Annotated in this window: 13 protein-coding genes and 1 riboswitch; of the genes, 6 read left to right on the forward strand and 7 right to left on the reverse strand. The window is 72.6% G+C overall.

Annotated features, from left to right (window positions below):
* Positions 1-18 precede the first annotated feature (18 nt).
* Positions 19-888 carry a sulfotransferase domain-containing protein gene (locus Q9S36_RS21610; RefSeq protein WP_311286913.1) on the forward strand — a complete coding sequence of 290 codons (870 nt, stop codon included), beginning with the start codon at positions 19-21 and terminating at the stop codon, positions 886-888.
* A 6-nt stretch (positions 889-894) separates the two neighbouring features.
* Here Q9S36_RS21610 and Q9S36_RS21615 read toward each other — a convergent pair whose 3' ends face one another.
* From Q9S36_RS21615 to Q9S36_RS21635, 5 genes are all read right to left on the reverse strand, one after another.
* On the reverse strand, positions 895-2,394 hold the full coding sequence (locus tag Q9S36_RS21615; RefSeq protein WP_311286914.1) for a C40 family peptidase: 1,500 nt from the start codon (positions 2,392-2,394) through the stop codon (positions 895-897).
* A 285-nt stretch (positions 2,395-2,679) separates the two neighbouring features.
* A complete protein-coding gene (locus Q9S36_RS21620; protein ID WP_311286915.1) occupies positions 2,680-3,726 on the reverse strand; it encodes a phosphatase PAP2 family protein in 1,047 nt (348 codons plus the stop codon).
* A gap of 21 nt (positions 3,727-3,747) precedes the next feature.
* Positions 3,748-4,749, reverse strand: a complete 1,002-nt coding sequence (locus Q9S36_RS21625) for an ABC transporter ATP-binding protein (RefSeq protein ID WP_311286916.1) — start codon at positions 4,747-4,749, stop codon at positions 3,748-3,750.
* Between the two features lie 2 nt (positions 4,750-4,751).
* Entirely contained in the window at positions 4,752-6,386 is a 1,635-nt protein-coding gene (locus Q9S36_RS21630) for an iron ABC transporter permease (protein ID WP_311286917.1), read from the reverse strand.
* Between the two features lie 98 nt (positions 6,387-6,484).
* On the reverse strand, positions 6,485-7,567 hold the full coding sequence (locus Q9S36_RS21635) for a thiamine ABC transporter substrate-binding protein (RefSeq protein ID WP_311286918.1): 1,083 nt from the start codon (positions 7,565-7,567) through the stop codon (positions 6,485-6,487).
* Positions 7,557-7,666: riboswitch (TPP riboswitch) on the reverse strand. It overlaps the preceding gene by 11 nt.
* A gap of 96 nt (positions 7,667-7,762) precedes the next feature.
* Between Q9S36_RS21635 and Q9S36_RS21640 the strand changes: the two genes are divergently transcribed.
* Both Q9S36_RS21640 and Q9S36_RS21645 read left to right on the forward strand, forming a co-directional pair.
* Positions 7,763-8,662: an alpha/beta hydrolase gene (locus Q9S36_RS21640; protein ID WP_311286919.1), complete on the forward strand. Its 900-nt coding sequence runs from the start codon at positions 7,763-7,765 to the stop codon at positions 8,660-8,662.
* Positions 8,659-9,108, forward strand: a complete 450-nt coding sequence (locus tag Q9S36_RS21645; protein WP_311286920.1) for a GNAT family N-acetyltransferase — start codon at positions 8,659-8,661, stop codon at positions 9,106-9,108. The genes Q9S36_RS21640 and Q9S36_RS21645 overlap by 4 nt, the downstream gene beginning before the upstream one ends.
* Here the strand turns inward: Q9S36_RS21645 and Q9S36_RS21650 are convergent.
* Complete coding sequence (locus Q9S36_RS21650) at positions 9,062-10,207, reverse strand: aldehyde dehydrogenase family protein (protein WP_311286921.1); 1,146 nt, start codon at positions 10,205-10,207, stop codon at positions 9,062-9,064. The two genes, Q9S36_RS21645 and Q9S36_RS21650, sit on opposite strands and share 47 nt — an antisense overlap.
* 56 nt (positions 10,208-10,263) lie before the next feature.
* Here Q9S36_RS21650 and Q9S36_RS21655 point away from each other — a divergent pair, with 56 nt between their 5' ends.
* The 3 genes from Q9S36_RS21655 to Q9S36_RS21665 all read left to right on the forward strand — a co-directional run bounded on the left by Q9S36_RS21655 (position 10,264) and on the right by Q9S36_RS21665 (position 15,414).
* Positions 10,264-11,010 carry a helical backbone metal receptor gene (locus Q9S36_RS21655; protein WP_311286922.1) on the forward strand — a complete coding sequence of 249 codons (747 nt, stop codon included), beginning with the start codon at positions 10,264-10,266 and terminating at the stop codon, positions 11,008-11,010.
* A 9-nt stretch (positions 11,011-11,019) separates the two neighbouring features.
* Positions 11,020-11,511, forward strand: coding sequence for a MarR family transcriptional regulator (locus tag Q9S36_RS21660; protein ID WP_311286923.1), 492 nt, complete (start codon positions 11,020-11,022; stop codon positions 11,509-11,511).
* Between the two features lie 576 nt (positions 11,512-12,087).
* Positions 12,088-15,414 carry a methylmalonyl-CoA mutase family protein gene (locus tag Q9S36_RS21665; protein ID WP_311286924.1) on the forward strand — a complete coding sequence of 1,109 codons (3,327 nt, stop codon included), beginning with the start codon at positions 12,088-12,090 and terminating at the stop codon, positions 15,412-15,414.
* A gap of 31 nt (positions 15,415-15,445) precedes the next feature.
* Here the strand turns inward: Q9S36_RS21665 and Q9S36_RS21670 are convergent, their stop codons facing one another.
* The gene (locus Q9S36_RS21670; protein ID WP_311286925.1) at positions 15,446-17,467 is read right to left on the reverse strand and encodes an ATP-binding protein; all 2,022 of its coding nucleotides are present in this window, start codon (positions 17,465-17,467) and stop codon (positions 15,446-15,448) included.
* Positions 17,468-17,589: the final 122 nt, after the last annotated feature.

Here is a 17,589-nt window from a genome sequence, read left to right on the forward strand (position 1 = left end):
GCGGGTAGGTTCACCGCGATGAACGTGTCAGATGCCACGCCCGTGGGGGTGATGCCCTACAACTACGCCGTCGTCGGCGTGCAGAAGGGCGGTACGTCGACCCTCGCGGTGACGCTGAACCAGCACCGGCTGGTCTGCCAGCCGCCCGACAAGGAGCGGCACTACTTCGACGACGAGACCGTGGACTGGACCGCCCCGGACTACGCCCGCGACTACACCGCGCCCCGCCGGGCAGCCGTGCACCAGCTGGTCGGCGACGCGTCACCCACGTATCTCTACTGGCCGCACGCCCTCGAGCGGATGCGCGCCTACAAGCCGGACATGCCGTTGATCGCGGTGTTCCGCGACCCGTTGGAGCGGCTGTTCTCGCACTGGGTGATGCTCCGCTCGCGCAACCTGGCGTGGCCCGACTGGCCCGACTTCCTCACCGAGTGGCCGCACACCTCGCTGCCCGACGAGGTGCCCGACCCGGGCGAGGTGCGCACGATGCGGTGGCGGCACATGACCGGCCTGGCGCGCGGGTTCTACGGCGAGCAGCTGCAGCGCGGCTTCGAGCTCTTCCCCCGCCAGCAGTGGCTCCTGCTGGAGCTGCGCTCGATGCTGGCCGACTTCGCGCCGACGATCGACCGCACCACCGACTTCCTCGGCCTGCCGCGCTTCGAGCAGGTGCCGCCGCTGCGCAACTGGCACGCCGGCGCGGACGTCGTACCGGGAACGGCGCCGACGGCCGACGACGTGTCCCGCCTGGCGGAGCTGTACGCCAAGGACCTCGCGCTCTTCGAGGAGCTCTCGGGCATCGTCACCTCCGCCTGGCCCACCCGCCTCGTCCTCGACGGCCGGATGGACCCCGGCGAGCTCGCCACCCGCTTCGCGCGCAAGGTGCGCTGAGGGACGTCAGGGCCGCGCGAAGAAGTTCGGGGCCCGCCAGTAGTACATCGACTCCTGCGTGACGTCCCGGCCCGTGCGGGGGGCATGGACGATCTGGCCGCCGCCGACGTAGATCGCGACGTGGTAGATCGAGCTCGGGCTGCTCGAGGAGCCCCAGAAGACGAGGTCGCCGGGCACGAGCTGGGCGGCGGTGATCCGCGTCGACTGGGAGTACTGCGCGACCGAGTAGTGCGGCAGTGACTTCCCGCCGCGGGCCCAGGCTGCCGCGGTGAGTCCCGAGCAGTCCCAGGCGTCCGGGCCGGAGGCGCCGTAGCGGTAGGGCTTGCCGAGCTGGGACTGGGCGAACGCGATCGCGGCGGTCGCGTCCCCGCTCGGCGCCGGCGGCGGGGTGGGAGTGGGGGTCGGCGTTGGGGTCGGGGTCGGCGTCGGAGTCGGCGTCGGAGTCGGCATGGGGGTCGGCGTCGGGGTCGGCGTCGGAGTCGGCGTCGGAGTCGGCGACTGGGTGGGCGTCGCGGTCGGCGTAGCGCTCGGGGTGGGCGTCGGCGCGGGCGTCGGCGCGGGCGTCGGCTTGCTGGTCGGGGTGGGCGCGCTGGTGGGGGTCGCCTCGGCCTCGGCCTCCGCCTCGGCCTGGGCCTCCGCCTGGGCCTGGGCCTCCGCCTGGGCCTGGGCCTCCGCCTCGGCCTGCGCGGCAGCGGCCGCCGCCTCGGCGGCCGCCTGCTCGAGGGCCCGCTGCCTCTTCTCGGCGAGGCGGACGCTGATCCCCTGCAGGTCGGCGAGCTCGGCGATCAGCTCGGACTTGGTGGCCGCGACGGCCTCGGCCTGTGCGCCTGCGTCGGCCTGCGCCGCAGCCGCAGCGTCGCGGGCCTGCTCCGCATCGGCCTCCGCGGCGTCCGCGCGCTCCGCAGCGTCCGCGGCCGTGGCGGCGGTGACCTCGGCGACGGCGGACGCGGCGATGAAGGCGTCGTACTGGTGGTCGAGCGCGTCGGAGGTGTTGCCCATGGTGACGCTGCGGTCGATCATCGACTCGATGCCGTCGGACTCGACGACGGCGCTGAGGCCCTGGACCTGGGAGGCCTCCTCGTAGGACCGGACGACGGTGTCGGCGTAGAGCTCGCGCTGCGCCTCGACGTCCTGCCGGGCCGCCGTCGCCGCCTCCTGCGCGTCCGTCGCCTCGAGACGCGCTTGCTCGGCACGCCAGCGGGCCCCGTTGTAGGCCTCGGCCGCCTGCGCCGCGGTGTCGCCCGCCCCCTCCAGGGCCAGGTTCGCCCGGATCAGGTCGGCCTGCACCGCCGCGACGTCACGTCCCTTGGCCGCCGCCCGCTGCTGCGCGGCCGCCACGTCGGCCTCCGACGGCACGGTCGATCGATCGGAGCTCCCCTCGTCCGCGAACGCCGCCCCGTGCGCACCACCGAGCCCCAGCGCCACGACGAGCACGAGGGCACTCGCTCGGCGCGACGTCGTACGACGCGGCGCCGCGGCCGGGTCCTGCGGTGGAGCGAAGGGCACGGGGGTTCCCCTTGTGGTCTCGGGCCCGTGCGACTTCCCCTTCGCACGGGCAACGCGAGGCACGCTAATCAACTTTCGTCACACAAGGAACACTTTCCCCAACTTTTTCACCTTACCCCGGCGTGTCGCCTTGCAAACTACACCGCTGTCATTCCCTACCGGGCAGTTCCTCGCGGTTCGCGACACCCACCGGGCAGTTCCTCCCGATCGCACTCGCCCCGTCCAGAACGAAGTGCCCGGTCACCGCCCCGGAGGGGAACGAAGTGCCCGGTCGGCGGGACGCCGTCAGTCGGCGTCGACGGGCACCTGGGCGGTGGTGGAGGTGGGATGGGACGCGAGCCCGTGTCTGTCGAACTTCTGCCCACTGGCGAGTCCGCCGAGCCAGAAGGAGAAGAGGGCGATGACCACGCCGGCGAGGTCGTCGGCGATGTAGTGCCAGCCGAAGTAGAGGGTGGCGACCACGGTGATCGCGAAGTTCGCCCAGAAGACGATCTGGATGATCTTGTTGCGCAGCGTGTACTGCACCATCAGCGCGACCAGCAGGGTGATCGCGACGTGCAGCGACGCGAACCCCGCGACCGACTGCACGGCACCCTCCGCGCCGTCGCGGATGACCCCCTTGCGGCCGTAGTACAAGGCGCGCATCAGCGCCTTCGACCCGGTGTCCGGGAGATCGGTGTAGAGGTAGGAGTACTGGAAGCCGGGACCGAGGGTCGGCAGTGCGTAGTACGACGCCGTGCCGAGCGACCAGGCCAGGCACTGCGAGGTGGCGAACCAGTAGCCGAAGGTGATGTTGCGCGACCACACGAGCCAGGCCGCGAGGGCCAGCGGCACGAGCGGCAGGAACCAGAGGTAGATCGTCGACAGGAAGTGGGCCATGAACCCGGTGCCGAAGACCGTGTGCAGGATCGTCGCCGGTTCGTGGCCGAACATCAGCGCCCGGTCGATCAGGTGCAGCTCACGGTCGTACTTGTCCTCGCCCATGATGAAGGGCAGGAAGGACTTGAGGTTCCGGTAGCAGACGTAGGTGATGTAGAAGCAGACCAGGCCCAGGACCACGAGCACGATGCGGTCGCGGTCCCAGTGGGTGCGGATCCGCTCGCGCACGAGCTCCGGCATCAGCGCGGGCTTCATCCGCGAGGCCCACAGCGTGCGCGGCAGGACGTCGAGCAGGAACGCGCCGAAGACCAGCAGCGGCAGCCTCAGCCACGACGGGCCGAGGAAGCCCTCGGGGTCGACCAGGGGACGGTCGAGGCTGATCGCGGCTGCCACGGCGAGTGCGCCCATGACAGCGGCGACCCCGATGAGGAGGGCGTAGGCCGGTCGATACACGCAGGTCAGTGTAGGGACGGGTCAAGGGGCGACTGAGATCGGCAGGACCGCGAGACGTGTCACATCGACCCGGAGCGCCACCGCGTCGCCCGGGGCGACCCGGCTGCCGAGCGGCGCCACGGCGTCCAGCGACCCGACGCCCTCGACCGTGACCCCGAGGCGCACCTGCTCCGGCGTCACCCGGGACGACTCGACCCGGGCATCCAGCGCACCGGCGGGGTCCACGACCAGTGCGGAACGGCGCAGTGCGACGGCGTACGCCGGCTCCAGGCCCGCTGCGGCCGCCACCCGCGCCGCCGCCGGGCCGCGCACCACGCGGGCGTAGCCGAGGAAGAGCGCGGTCGCCTCGTCGACGGGCTCGCGCCACACCTCGTCGATTGCGCCCTCCTGCACGACGCGCCCCTCGCGCATCACCGCGAGCCGGTCGGCCAGCGCGAACGCCTCCTCGTGGTCGTGGGTGACCAGCAGCGCCGTCGTGCCCGCCGCGTGCAGGATCGACCGGAGGTCGCTCGCCAGTCGCTCGCGCAGCGTCGCGTCGAGGGCGGACAGCGGCTCGTCGAGCAGGATCAGCCGGGGCTCGACGGCCAGCGCGCGGGCGAGGGCGACGCGCTGCCGCTCGCCGCCCGACAGCGTCCCCGGCAACCGGTCGCCGTACCCGGACAGGCCGACGAGGTCGAGCAGCTCCCCCACCCGGCTGGCGACCTGCGCGGAGGGCAGTCGCCGCAGGCGCAGGGCGTACGCCACGTTGCGCGCGACGCTGAGGTGGGCGAAGAGCTGGCCGTCCTGGAACATCAGGGCGAAGCCCCGCTTGTGGGTCGGTGTGCCGGACAGGTCGGCGCCGTCCCACGAGACCGTCCCGGCCGCCAGCGGCTCCAGCCCGGCGACCGCGCGCAGCAGGGTCGACTTCCCGCACCCCGAGGGGCCGAGCACGGCGAGCACCTGGCCCGAGGCGAGCTCCAGCGACACGTCGTCGACCGCGAGCGCGTCGCCGTAGCGCACGGAGACGTCCGTCAGGGAGAGCACCGTCAGAACGCTCCCACACCCGGCACCCGGAGGCGCTCGACGGCCAGCATCACAACAGCGGTCGCGACGGCGAGGACGACGGAGGCGGCCAGTGCCATGCCGTAGTTCATCTCGCCCGGGTGGCCGATCAGCCGGAAGATGACGACCGGCAGGGTCGGGCTCTCGTCGCGCGCGAGGAACGAGGTCGCGCCGAACTCCCCCAGCGAGGCGGCGAAGGCGAACCCGCTCGCCGCGAGCACCGGCTTCCAGGCCGCCGGCAGGTCGACGGTCAGCAGGGTGCGCAGCGGCGAGGCGCCGAGCGACGCCGCCGCCTGCCGCTGACGGTCGTCGATGCCGCCGAGGACCGGCGTCAGCGTGCGCACCACCAGGGGGAGCGCGACGAGCGCCTGCGCCATCGGCACGAGCAGTGGCGAGTCGCGCAGGTCGAGCGGCGGCCGGTCGAGGGTGATGAGGAAGCCGAAGCCGAGCGTCACCGCGCTCACGCCGAGCGGGAGCATGAAGAACCCGTCGAGGGTCGAGCGCACCCGCCGCTCGACGACGGAGTGCGAGCGCCGGGTGACGATGGTGGCGACGGTGACTCCGAGCAGCAGCGCCATCCACGTCGCGTCGACGGCCGTGCGCAGGCTCGTGACCAGCGCGCTCGTCACCGGCACCACCAGCGCCCGGTCGTCGCCGGCCGTGGTCAGGGCACGGTAGTTGGCCAGGCCCCAGCCGTCGCCCACGCTCAGCGAGCCCACCACCAGGGTGAGGATCGGCAGCAGCACCGCCGCCAGCACCGCGACGGTCGCGGCGACGACCGGCAGGTCCCCCGGGCGCACGGCCCGGGGCGGGGTGACGGTGCGGGGCGCGGTGGGGTCGGGGACGGCGCGCAGCCGCGCCGCGAGGGCCAGCAGGCCGACGACCACGACGATCTGCAGGACCGACAGGGCGGCGGCCGCCTGCAGGTCGAAGACCGTCGTGGTCAGCAGGTAGATCTCGGTCTCGACTGTCGCGTGGCGCACCCCGCCCAGGGTCAGCACGATGCCGAACGCGGTCGCGCAGAAGAGGAACACGACGCTGGCCGCACCGACGATCGCAGGGCGCAGCGCCGGCAGGGTCACCGTCCGCAGCACCTGCCACGGCGTGGCGCCCAGGGCGGCCGCCGCCTGCCCCGGCCGCGGGTCCAGCGACTCCCACGCGACGCCGACCGTCCGGATCACGACGGCGACGTTGAAGAAGACCAGGCCGCACACGATCGCGACCGGCGTGCCGTCGAGGCCGAGGAAGCCGAGCGGCCCGCCCTCCCCCAGGAGCTGGCGGAACGCCACGCCCACCACGACGGTCGGCAGGACGAACGGCACGAGCAGCGCCGCCCGCACCGCCGCGCGACCGGGCAGCGCGAGCCGGTGCAGGGCGTACGCCGCCGGCAGGCCCAGCACGACGGCGACGAGCGTCGCGACCGCCGAGGACCACACGGTGAACCAGGCGACCCGGTGCACCCGCGGCCGGGTCAGCACCTCGAGGACCTCGCCCGGCGCGAAGCGGCCGTCGACCACGAAGCCCTCGGAGACCATCCCGGTCACCGGCAGCACGAACAGCACGCCCAGCACCAGCACCGGGCCGGCGGCCAGGAGAAGGAGGCCGGCGACCCGCCTCATGGGAGTGGGGTTTCGAGGCTCGTCGCTGGCGCTCCTCGCACCTCAACCACCGAGCGCCCCGGTGGTCGAGGTGCGAGCGGAGCGAGCCTCGAGACCTCTCATCGCGAGATGACGTCCGTCCACTCCGTCAGCCACTGCTCGCGGTTGGCCGCGATCTCGGCGGGGTCGACCTCGTAGGGGTCCTCGGGCTGCTCGGCGAAGGCGGCCCAGTCCTCGGGGATCGTCGCGCCGGGCATGACCGGGAAGACGTACATCGACTCCGGCAGCGCGCTCTGCACCTCGTCGCTGAGCAGCCAGTCGACCAGGGCGGCCGCACCTTCCGGGTTGTCGGCACCCTCGAGCACGCCGGCGTACTCGACCTGGCGGAAGCAGGTGTCGAGCAGCGCCGCCGTCGTGCTCCGCCCCCCGGAGACCGTGAAGGCGGGCGAGGAGTCGTAGGACACCACGATCGGACGCGTGCCGTTGTCGGAGCCGGCGGTGAAGTCGCCGTAGTAGGCGTCCTCCCAGCCGTCGACGACCTTGGTGCCGTTGTCGAGCAGGTCGGTCCAGTAGGACTGCCAATCGTCGCCGAAGGCAGCGACGGTCGCGAGGAAGAACGCCATCCCGGGGCTGCTCGTCGAGGCGCCGGGGGTGACGAACAGGTCCTGGTACGCCGGGTCGGCGAGGTCCTCGAGCGTCCGGGGCGGCTCGAGCCCCTCCCGGTCGAACCAGGCGGTGTCGACGTTCACGCACACGCTCGCCGAGTCGACCGGGACGAGCCGGTCGGAGCCGTCGGGCAGGGCGTACTCGACGGGCGGCTGCGTCGTCGGCGAGACCTCGGCGAAGGCGCCCTCCCCCAGCGGTCGCGAGGCGAAGGTGTTGTCGACGCCGAAGGCGGCGTCGGCGATCGGGTTGTCGGCGGTCAGGCTGAGCTTGGTGGCGAGGGTGCCGGCGTCACCGGCGGCGCGCACCTCGAGGGTGTAACCGCTCTCGTCCTCGAACGCCCTGACCAGCCGCTTCGGCAGGTGGAAGGACTCGTGCGTGGCCAGGACGACCGTCCCGCCGGCGCCTCCGGTGGAGCCGCTGGGGCTCGCGGTGGTCTCGCTCGCGGACTCGTCCGAGCCGCCTCCGGCGAGGCTGCACCCCGCGAGCGTGACGGCGGCGGCCGCGGTGGTGAGTGCAGCGCGGACACGTTGGTGCATGGTGACTCCCTATCGCCGGTGCTAACCGGATCAGGTTCGGAGGGTCTGCGGCTGGTCCGCACTCTCAGCACGCCTGCACGTGCTCCCCTGTCTTCTGGCGCCAGCGTACTAGGACACCTCTGTGGCCGCCCGACGTAGGGCATGGCGCGCGTCGAGCGGCCAAGTGTCCGCTCGAGCACCTCTAGGGTCGGGGGCATGCCGAGCCGCCGCCACGACCTGCTGGCCACCCTCGTCCCGAAGATCCGCAGGTCCCGCGAGCTCGACAGCGAGCCCGCGGAGCGAGCCCGGGTCGAGGCCTGGCACCGCACCCTCGACCGCGCGCTCCCGACCCGCGTCACGCCCGGCTTCGCGAAGCGGTGGGACGCCACGGTCACCGACATCGGCTTCCCGTGCCACGTCCTGACACCACGCACGCGACGGCCGGTGCGGACCCTGTACTACGTCCACGGCGGGGCGTTCATGGCGCCCATCGACGCCTTCCACGTCCGGTACGCCACCCGGCTCGCCGACGCGATCGGGGCGCGGGTCGTCATGCCGGACTACCCGCTCGCGCCCGAGCACACCTGGCGCGACTCCCACGACGCGCTCGTCGACGACGTCGCCCGCTGGGCGGGGCGCGAGGGCGGGGTCGTCCTCGCCGGCGACTCCGCCGGCGGCGGCCTGGCACTGGCAGTGGCCCAGTCCGTCCGCGACCGCGGGCTCACCCCGGCCAGCCACCTCGTGATGCACGCGCCGTGGGTCGACCTCACCACCTCGACCCCCGAGACGCACGACGTCGATGCGATCGACCCGTGGCTGTTCATCGGCAAGCTGCAGGCGTACGCCGGGTGGTGGGCCGGCACGTCGCAGGACCTGGGGCGGCCTGAGGTCTCCCCCGCCCTCGGCGAGCTGGCCGGCCTGCCGCGGGCGCTGGTGCTCTACGGCACGCGCGACCTGCTCTTCCCGGGCTGCCGGCTGCTCAGGCAGCGCGCCGGCGAGGCCGGCTGGGACCTGACGGCGATCGAGGAGCCGGACCTGATCCACGTCTACGGGCTGCTGCCCTTCGCACCCGAGGCCCGGCGCGCGTTCGCCCAGGTCGTGGAGTTCCTGCGATGAGCCTGCAGGTGCGGTGCGTCCGGTTCGACGAGCTGCCGACGCGGCTGGCGTACGACGTGTGGCGGCTGCGCCAGCAGGTGTTCGTCGTCGAGCAGCACTGCGCCTACCCCGACCTCGACGGCCGCGACCTCGAGGCCGCGACCCGCCACGTGCTGCTGCTCGAGGACGACCGGCTCGTCGGCTGCCTGCGCGTCCTCGACGACGGGGACCGGGCGCGCATCGGCCGGGTCGTCGTCGCGCCGGACGCCCGGGGCCGCGGTCTGGCCCACCGCCTGATGGAGCGCGCCCTCGAGGAGTGCGGCGACCGCGACGTCCACCTCGACGCCCAGACCGGGATGACCGGGCTCTACCGCGGCTACGGCTTCGAGGTCAACGGACCCGAGTTCGACGACGACGGAGTCATGCACGTGCCGATGGCGAGGTCCGGGACTCCGTCACGACCATGAGCACCGGCCCGAGCAGCTCCTCGGTGACCAGCCGGGAGTCGCGGGCCACGCCGCCGATGACGGTCGGCGGGACCCACCAGCCGGGACGGTCCAGCGCCCGGCCACCGCGGGCGACGTCGGCGCCCTCCGACTCCGCCAGCGCGACGTAGCGCAGCACCCGGTCGCGGGCCACGGGCGAGCGCAGCGGCCCGCAGAGCGTCGCGGGGTCGAGCGGGTCGCCCACCACGACGGAGTCCATCGCCCGGATCGCCGCCGTGCGGGCGTCCATGTAGCGGAGCGCGGGCACGACGACGCTGGTCGGGATACGGCACGCCTGGCCGGCGTTGGTGGCGACGGCCACCGCCGCCCGGGCCACGACCGCCTCGAGGTCCGCGTCGTCCTTCGCGCGGATGCTGACGGGGTGGCCGGTGTCGGTGCGGACCTGCTTGCGTGCCCGGGTGGCCGCGTCGCGGACGCGCTCGGCGACGACCTCGGAGCCGGTGAAGGCCACCTCGTCGACACGGCGGTCGACGGTGAGCCCGATGGCCACGTCGACGTCGCGGGTGACCACCACGTTGAGCACCCCGCGGGGCAGGAAGTCCAGCGCGATGCGGCCGACCTCGATGGCGGCGCGCGCCGCCTCGGGAGCCGGCTTGAGCACGACTGCGCCCCCGGCGACGACCGCGCGGCGCACCTCGGCGAGCGCTGCCGCGAGCGGCGAGGTGGCCGGCGTGATGACGGTGGTGACCTTCGGGTCCGCTCGGCCCGGGCCGCTGTGCAGCGCGGCCACCGGCTCGTCGACGTGCACGGAACGCAGCGCGACCGGGACGCCGGTCTCGGTGGCCAGCAGCTCGACCAGCCGGTCGGACTCGGCGAGCAGCGCCTCCTGGAAGCCGAGCAGCGCCTTGAGCCGCATCGGCCCGTCGGTGCTCCAGCCGGTGGCGTGGACGGCGCGCCAGGCCGCCTCGACGGCGTCCTGCGCGTCCTCGGGGCCGGCGTCGGGGAGGTCCCAGAGCTTCTCCCCGGTCGAGGGGTTGCGGGCCGGGAAGCTCCAGCCCGCGCGCGTCGCCCGCTCCCTGCCGTCGATCGGCAGGCCCACGGGACCGGCGTGTGCGCTCATGGGGCCAACTCCACCACGACGCCCCGGCCGTCCACCAAACCCCTAGGGTCACTGGCATGGCGGACGACGACCTGGGAGCCGAGGTGCCCCTGCGGGGAGCGGCCCGGCGGGTGGTGTCGCTCGTGCCGTCGCTGACCGAGGCGATCGCGGCGACGGCACCGGACCTCCTCGTCGGGGCCACCGACTGGTGCACCCACCCGGCCGACCTCGACGTGACCCGGGTGCGCGGCACCAAGAACCCCGACCTGGCCGCGGTCCGCGCGCTCGCGCCGGACCTCGTCGTGGCCAACATGGAGGAGAATCGCGAGCTCGACGTGCGCCGCCTCCGCGACGCCGGCGTCGTGGTGTGGGTCACCCGGATCGAGACCGTCGAGCAGGCGCTCGCCTCGATGTCGCGCCTGTTCGCCGTCGCCCTCGACCTCGACGACCCGCCCTGGCTGGCGTCGGCCCGCGCGCTGTGGTCGGAGCCGGTCGCCCCGCGGCTCGCCGTCGCCGTGCCGATCTGGCGCGACCCCTGGATGGTGGTCGGCTCGGGGACCTACACCGACGACCTGCTCGCCCGGGCCGGGCTGGCCAACGTGCTCGCCGACCGCGACGGGCGCTACCCCGGCGTCACCCCGGACGAGGTCGACCGCGCCGGCGCGGACGTCGTGCTGCTGCCGGACGAGCCCTACGTCTTCACCGCCGACGACGGCCCGGAGGCGTTCACCACCCCGACCCGGCTGGTGTCGGGGCGGCTGCTGACGTGGTACGGCCCGGCGATGGTCGAGGCGCACGCCGAGCTGGCGGCGCTGACTGGCTAACCTCCAGCCATGACCCGCGACCCCATCGGCGAGGCCCACCGGCAGTGGGTCGCCCACGGCTGGGCCGACGCCGCCGACGGCATGGCGATGGTGACGTCGGTGGTGCGAGCCCAGCAGCTGCTGATGGAGCGGATCGACGCCGTGCTGCGACCTCGCGGGCTGACCTTCGCCCGCTACGAGGTGCTGCGGCTGTTGTCCTTCGCGCGCGAGGCGGCGATGCCGATGTCGCGCCTCGGGTCGCTGCTGCAGGTGCACCCGACGAGCGTGACCAGCGCGGTCGACCGGCTGGTCGCCCAGGGGTACGTCGAGCGCCAGCGCGGCGACGAGGACCGGCGGGTCGTCCTCGCCGTGCTGACCGAGGCGGGGCGCGAGGCCGTCGAGGAGGCCACGTCGGCGCTCAACCGGGACGTCTTCGAGGAGCCCGGCCTCCCGGAGGACGACGTACGAGCCCTCACCGACCGGCTCACCGCGCTGCGGACGGGGCTCGGCGACGCCCTCTGACGCAAGCACCAAGAAGGGTCTGCGCAATCCCTACGCTTGTGTGCATGAGTGAGAGGACCTGCGCGGCGTGCCGCCAATCACTTGGTCAGGATGAATACGCAGCGCCTGGTCGAACGAAGTGCAAGGGGTGCGAGCTCTTCGACGCCACCCTTTCCAACACTCGTGGACGCGGAGCACCCCTGCAGATGACACGTGCCCAAGTGCTCGACCTCTTCGGTCGCATGAGTGACCGACATTGCTTCTACTGCGGTATCTCAGAGCCCGCCTATGTGTCGCTGCAAGCCCAACTCCCAGCGGTAAGCCGGGACTTCGTCTTGGGCTAGATCGATTGGACTCGTCAGCTCCATACGTCGAGGGCAATGTCGTCATTTGCTGCCTGGTCTGCAACCGCCTGAAGTCGTCTACCTTCTTGCACTCAGAGATGGTTCTGCTCGGAGCCGTGGTCAATTCGATATGGCGCTCTCGGCGTCTCGATGCCGAGCTGCCCGAAGCAGTCGAGAACACCTAGCGGCAACACACGCACGCCCTAAGTACGGCTACTCGCGGGTACTTAGTTGGATGTCCTACTATCGCGACATGGCCGACCTCCACGTCCCGCAGCACCCGATCCGCCTCGTCACCGCCTCGAGCCTGTTCGACGGCCACGACGCCTCGATCAACATCATGCGGCGGATCTTCATGAGCCAGGGCTGCGAGGTGATCCACCTCGGCCACAACCGGTCCGTGCAGGAGGTCGTCGACGCCGCGCTGGAGGAGGACGTCCAGGGCGTCGCGGTGTCGTCCTACCAGGGCGGGCACGTCGAGTACTTCGAATACCTCGTGGAGTCGCTGCGCGCGGCCGGCGCGGGCCACGTGCGGGTCGTCGGCGGTGGCGGCGGTGTGATCGTGCCGTCCGAGATCGCCCGTCTGCGCGAGTCCGGGGTCACCATCTTCTCCCCCGAGGACGGCCAGAAGATGGGCCTCGTCGGGATGATCAACTCCGTCGTGGAGGCCTGCGACATCGACCTCTGGGCCGACAGGTCCGTCACGGTCGAGCAGGTGCTGACCGGTGACCGGTTCGCCGTCGCCCGCGCGATCACCGGAGCCGAGGAGGGCCGCCTCGACGCGTCGGTGCTCGAGGAGATCCGTACGGCGGCCGCGCGCCGCGTCGTGCCCGTGCTGGGCATCACCGGCACCGGCGGCTCGGGCAAGTCCTCGCTCACCGACGAGATCGTGCGCCGCTTCCGCACCGACCAGCAGGACAAGCTGCGCATCGCCGTCATCGCCGTCGACCCGACCCGCCGCAAGGGCGGCGGCGCGCTGCTCGGCGACCGCATCCGCGCCAACTCCCTCGACGGCGACCGGGTCTTCTTCCGCTCGCTGGCCACCCGCGGCGCGCACGAGGTGCCCGCGCACCTCGCCGACGTGATCGAGGTGATGAAGGCCGCCGGCCACGACCTCGTGATCGTCGAGACGCCGGGCATCGGCCAGGGCGACGCCGGCATCGTGCCGCTGGTCGACCACTCGCTCTACGTGATGACGCCGGAGTTCGGCGCCGCCTCGCAGCTGGAGAAGATCGACATGCTCGACTTCGCCGACACGGTCGCCATCAACAAGTTCGAGCGCCGCGGCGCCAAGGACGCGCTGCGCGACGTCGGCCGCCAGCTGGTCCGCAACCGCGAGGCGTTCGGCAAGGGCCCCGACGACATGCCGGTCTTCGGCACCAGCGCCGCGACCTTCAACGACGACGGCGTCACCGCGCTCTACCAGCACCTCCGCGGCGCGCTCGCCGACGCCGGGCTCGAGGTCCACGACGGCACCCTGCCCCACGTCGACGTCCGCCACTCCTCCGGCATCCGCCAGGTCGTGCCCGCCGACCGGGTGCGCTACCTCAGCGAGATCACCGAGACCGTCCGCGGCTACCACGCCGAGACCGAGCGGCTCGTCGAGGCGGCCCGCCGGCTCCAGCGCATCGAGGCGGTGGCGGCCGAGCTCGAGGGTTTCGAGGCTCGCTCCGCTCGCACCTCAACCAACGACGAGGGAGCTCACACCTCAACCAACGACGAGGGAGCTCGCACCTCAACCAACGATGAGGGAGCTCGCACCTCGACCAGCGACCTGACGGAGCTGCTGGAGTCCGCGCGCAAGGACGTCCCCCACGACGTCGCCGACCAGATCACGCGCTGGCCGGCGGTCGTGGAGTCCTACTCCGGCGACGAGCAGGTCGTCGTGGTCCGCGACAAGGAGATCCACACCAAGCTGACCCGGGAGTCCCTGAGCGGCAACAAGATCCCGCGCGTCTCGCTGCCCCGCTTCACCGACCACGGCGAGCTGGTGCGCTTCTGGCGCAACGAGAACCTCCCGGGCTACTTCCCCTTCACCGCCGGGGTCTTCCCGTTCAAGCGCGACAACGAGGACCCCGCGCGGATGTTCGCCGGCGAGGGCGACCCGGCGCGCACCAACCGGCGCTTCAAGATCCTCTCCGAGGGCAACGACGCGACCCGCCTCTCGACGGCGTTCGACTCGGTGACGCTCTACGGCCGCGACCCCGACCCGCGCCCCGACGTCTACGGCAAGGTCGGCACGTCCGGTGTCTCGGTGGCGACCCTCGACGACATGAAGGCGCTCTACGACGGCTTCGACCTCGTCGCGCCGACCACCAGCGTCTCGATGACGATCAACGGCCCGGCGCCGACCGTGCTGGCCTTCTTCCTCAACACCGCCATCGACCAGCAGGTCGACGCCTTCCGCGCGAGGGAGGGCCGCGAGCCGAGCGAGGAGGAGCGCGCCACCCTGGCGGCGTACGCCCTCGCGAACGTCCGCGGCACGGTGCAGGCCGACATCCTCAAGGAGGACCAGGGCCAGAACACCTGCCTGTTCTCCACCGAGTTCAGCCTGCGGATGATGGCCGACATCCAGGAGTGGTTCATCGAGCACCAGGTGCGCAACTTCTACTCGGTGTCGATCTCGGGCTACCACATCGCCGAGGCCGGGGCGAACCCCATCAGCCAGCTCGCGTTCACCCTCGCCAACGGCTTCACCTACGTCGAGGCCTACCTCGCCCGCGGGATGGAGATCGACGACTTCGCGCCCAACCTGTCGTTCTTCTTCTCCAACGGCATGGACCCCGAGTACTCCGTGCTCGGCCGGGTCGCGCGCCGCATCTGGGCGATCACGATGAAGGAGAAGTACGGCGCCTCGGAGCGCTCGCAGAAGCTGAAGTACCACGTCCAGACGAGTGGTCGCTCGCTGCACGCGCAGGAGATGGACTTCAACGACATCCGCACCACGCTGCAGGCGCTGATCGCGATCTACGACAACGCCAACAGCCTCCACACCAACGCCTACGACGAGGCGGTCACGACCCCCACCGAGGAGTCCGTCCGCCGTGCGCTGGCGATCCAGCTGATCATCAACCGCGAGTGGGGCCTGGCGATGAACGAGAACCCGCTCCAGGGGTCCTTCGTCATCGACGACCTGACCGACCTGGTGGAGGCGGCCGTCCTCGCCGAGTTCGACCGCATCAACGAGCGCGGCGGCGTGCTGGGCGCGATGGAGACCGGCTACCAGCGCGGCCGGATCCAGGACGAGTCGATGCTCTACGAGCACCGCAAGCACGACGGCTCGCTGCCGATCATCGGCGTCAACACCTTCGTCAAGGAGTCGGCCGCCGACGCGCAGCCCCAGGAGATCGAGCTCGCCCGCGCCACCGAGGCCGAGAAGGAGTCGCAGCTCGCGCGCGTGCGTGCCTTCCAGGCCGAGCACGGCGCCGAGGCGCAGGAGGCCCTGGCCCGGCTCAAGGACGCCGCCGTCTCGGGCGAGAACGTGTTCGCCGTGCTGATGGACGCCGCCCGCGTCTGCTCGCTCCAGCAGGTCACCGAGGCCTTCTTCGAGGTCGGCGGCCAGTACCGGCGGAACGTCTGAGCCCGGACGTGAGCCCAGACCTGGGCTCGGTCTAGGCCGAGGCCCGCGCCGCGCGCTGCGGGTCCGGCAGCGGGAGGACGTCGCCCAGGTCGCCCTCGGCGGCGGGCAGGTCGAAGCGGAACACCGCGCCGGGGCCGGGCTCGGCACCGAGGCACTCGATCGTGCCGCCGTGGCGGTGCACGATCGTCTGGCAGATCGACAGTCCCATGCCCGTGCCGCGGAAGCCGGAGCGGACGGTGTCGCTGCGGTGGAAGCGCTGGAAGATCAGCGTGCGCTCGTGCTCGTCGACCCCGACGCCGTTGTCCCGGATCTCGACGACGACCCGTGATCCCCGGCGCTGCGCGGTGACCTCGATGTGCGCGGGCACGCCCGGTCGGGCGTACTTCACCGCGTTGTCCACGAGGTTCGCGAAGAGCTGGCGCACCGCGAGCCGGTCGGCACGCACGGCCGGCAGGGGGCCCGGCACCTCGAGGACGTCGTCGGGGCCGAGGAGGTCACCGGCGAGGGTGAGCACCCCGTCGGCGCCGGTCAGCGCGATGTCCTCCGGCACCAGATCGCCCGCCTCGGCGAGCGCGTGGGCGAGCAGGTCGTCGATCAGCTGGGCCATCTGGCCCGAGGCCCGCTCGGCGCGCTGGAGCGCGAGGAGGGTGTCGCTGTCCGCGTCGAGGTCCTCGGCGGCCAGGCCGACCCACGAGCGGATGGCCGTCAGGGGGCCACGGAGGTCGTGCGCGGCCGTGGACGCGAAGCTGACCAGGGGACGCAGCCCCTGGCGGTGCTCGGTGACCTCGCGCAGCACGAGCAGCACGGACGGGCGGTCCGCCTCGCCCGGTCGCGGGGGCAGCACCGCACGCGACACCGCGAGGACGATCTCCTCCCCCGAGTCGAGGGGCACCTGGACGTCGCCGACGCCGAGCTCCGCGCGTACGGCCCCGGTGTTCTCGACGCTCGGCGAGACGATGAGCTCGACGAGGGCGGCGAGGGCGGCGGCGTCCGCAGCGCCGGGCAGCACCCGGTGGGCGAGCCGACGGCTGGCGCCGTTGCTGCGCTCGATGCCGCCGTCGGGACCCACCACGATGAGCCCTTCGTCCATGCTCTCGGTCATCTCGGCGAGGAGCGCGGCCTGCTCGGCGGCGCGCTCCTGGGCTCGCGCGGTCCGCGCCACCAGCTTGTCGATCCGGTCGCTCAGCGTGCCGACGCCGAGCCCGGTCAGCAGGACCGCGACGAGGAACACCTGCGGGAGGAGGGCCTGCTCGAGGGGGTCACCGAGGTCGGCGTACGGACCGACCCCGACCAGGGTCAGCACCAGGCCGAGCATGCCGAGCGAGAGGGCGTGCAGGGCGGCGAGGTACGTCGGGAAGCGGGCGGCCGACCAGACGCAGAGCGAGACCACGAGGAACACGAGCGGCAGGGGCTGGAGGAAGATCGCGACCAGGGACGCCAGCGAGACCACCCACAGCAGCGCCAGCTCCAGCCGGGAGCCGCCGCGCGCGCGCGGCGGCAGGTGCTGGGTGTGCCACTCCCACGCCAGGTGACCGACGCAGCCGACGACGAGCATGCCGGTGAAGTGCCGAGCGAACCACGCCTCGGGCACCCAGGCGTTCCACCCGGTGCCGGACGCCAGCACGCCTGCGGCACCGATGAGCGCCCCGGCCACGCTCCCGAGCGCCACGGCGGCGCACGTCCTGCCCAGGGTCCTGGGCGAGCGGAAGCTCTCCGTGCCTCCGGCTCCCAGCAGCGTGGGGCACCAGCGCCGCAGCAGCACGACGGTGAGCCAGGTCTGGACCGAGACCGAGACGGCGCCCAGGGCCACTATCGTCGCGGGGGCGTTGGTGAGGATCGAGACGCTGCCGTGGATCACGGTCAGCGGCAGCAGCACGCGCAGCTGGTGGCGGGGTGACTCCGCGAGCAGCCACAGCATCGCGACGCCGGCGGCGGGCCAGATCAGGCTGACGGTCTGCCCCTCGACGACGGTCAGGCGGGCGGCGACGGCGAGGACGGCGTACGCGACGGCGAACCCGATCGCCCAGGGGAACGCCAGCGTCCGCGGCCTCACGGGCGCGCCCCGGCCTGTGCCGGTCGCCGGAGGACCGCGCCCTCGGCGACACGGATCTGACACACGCCGTGAACTTTAGTGCCTCGTCCGGTCACGCGAGAGGAACAAGTGCACAAACGCCG

The organism is Microbacterium sp. ARD31 (assembly GCF_031844425.1).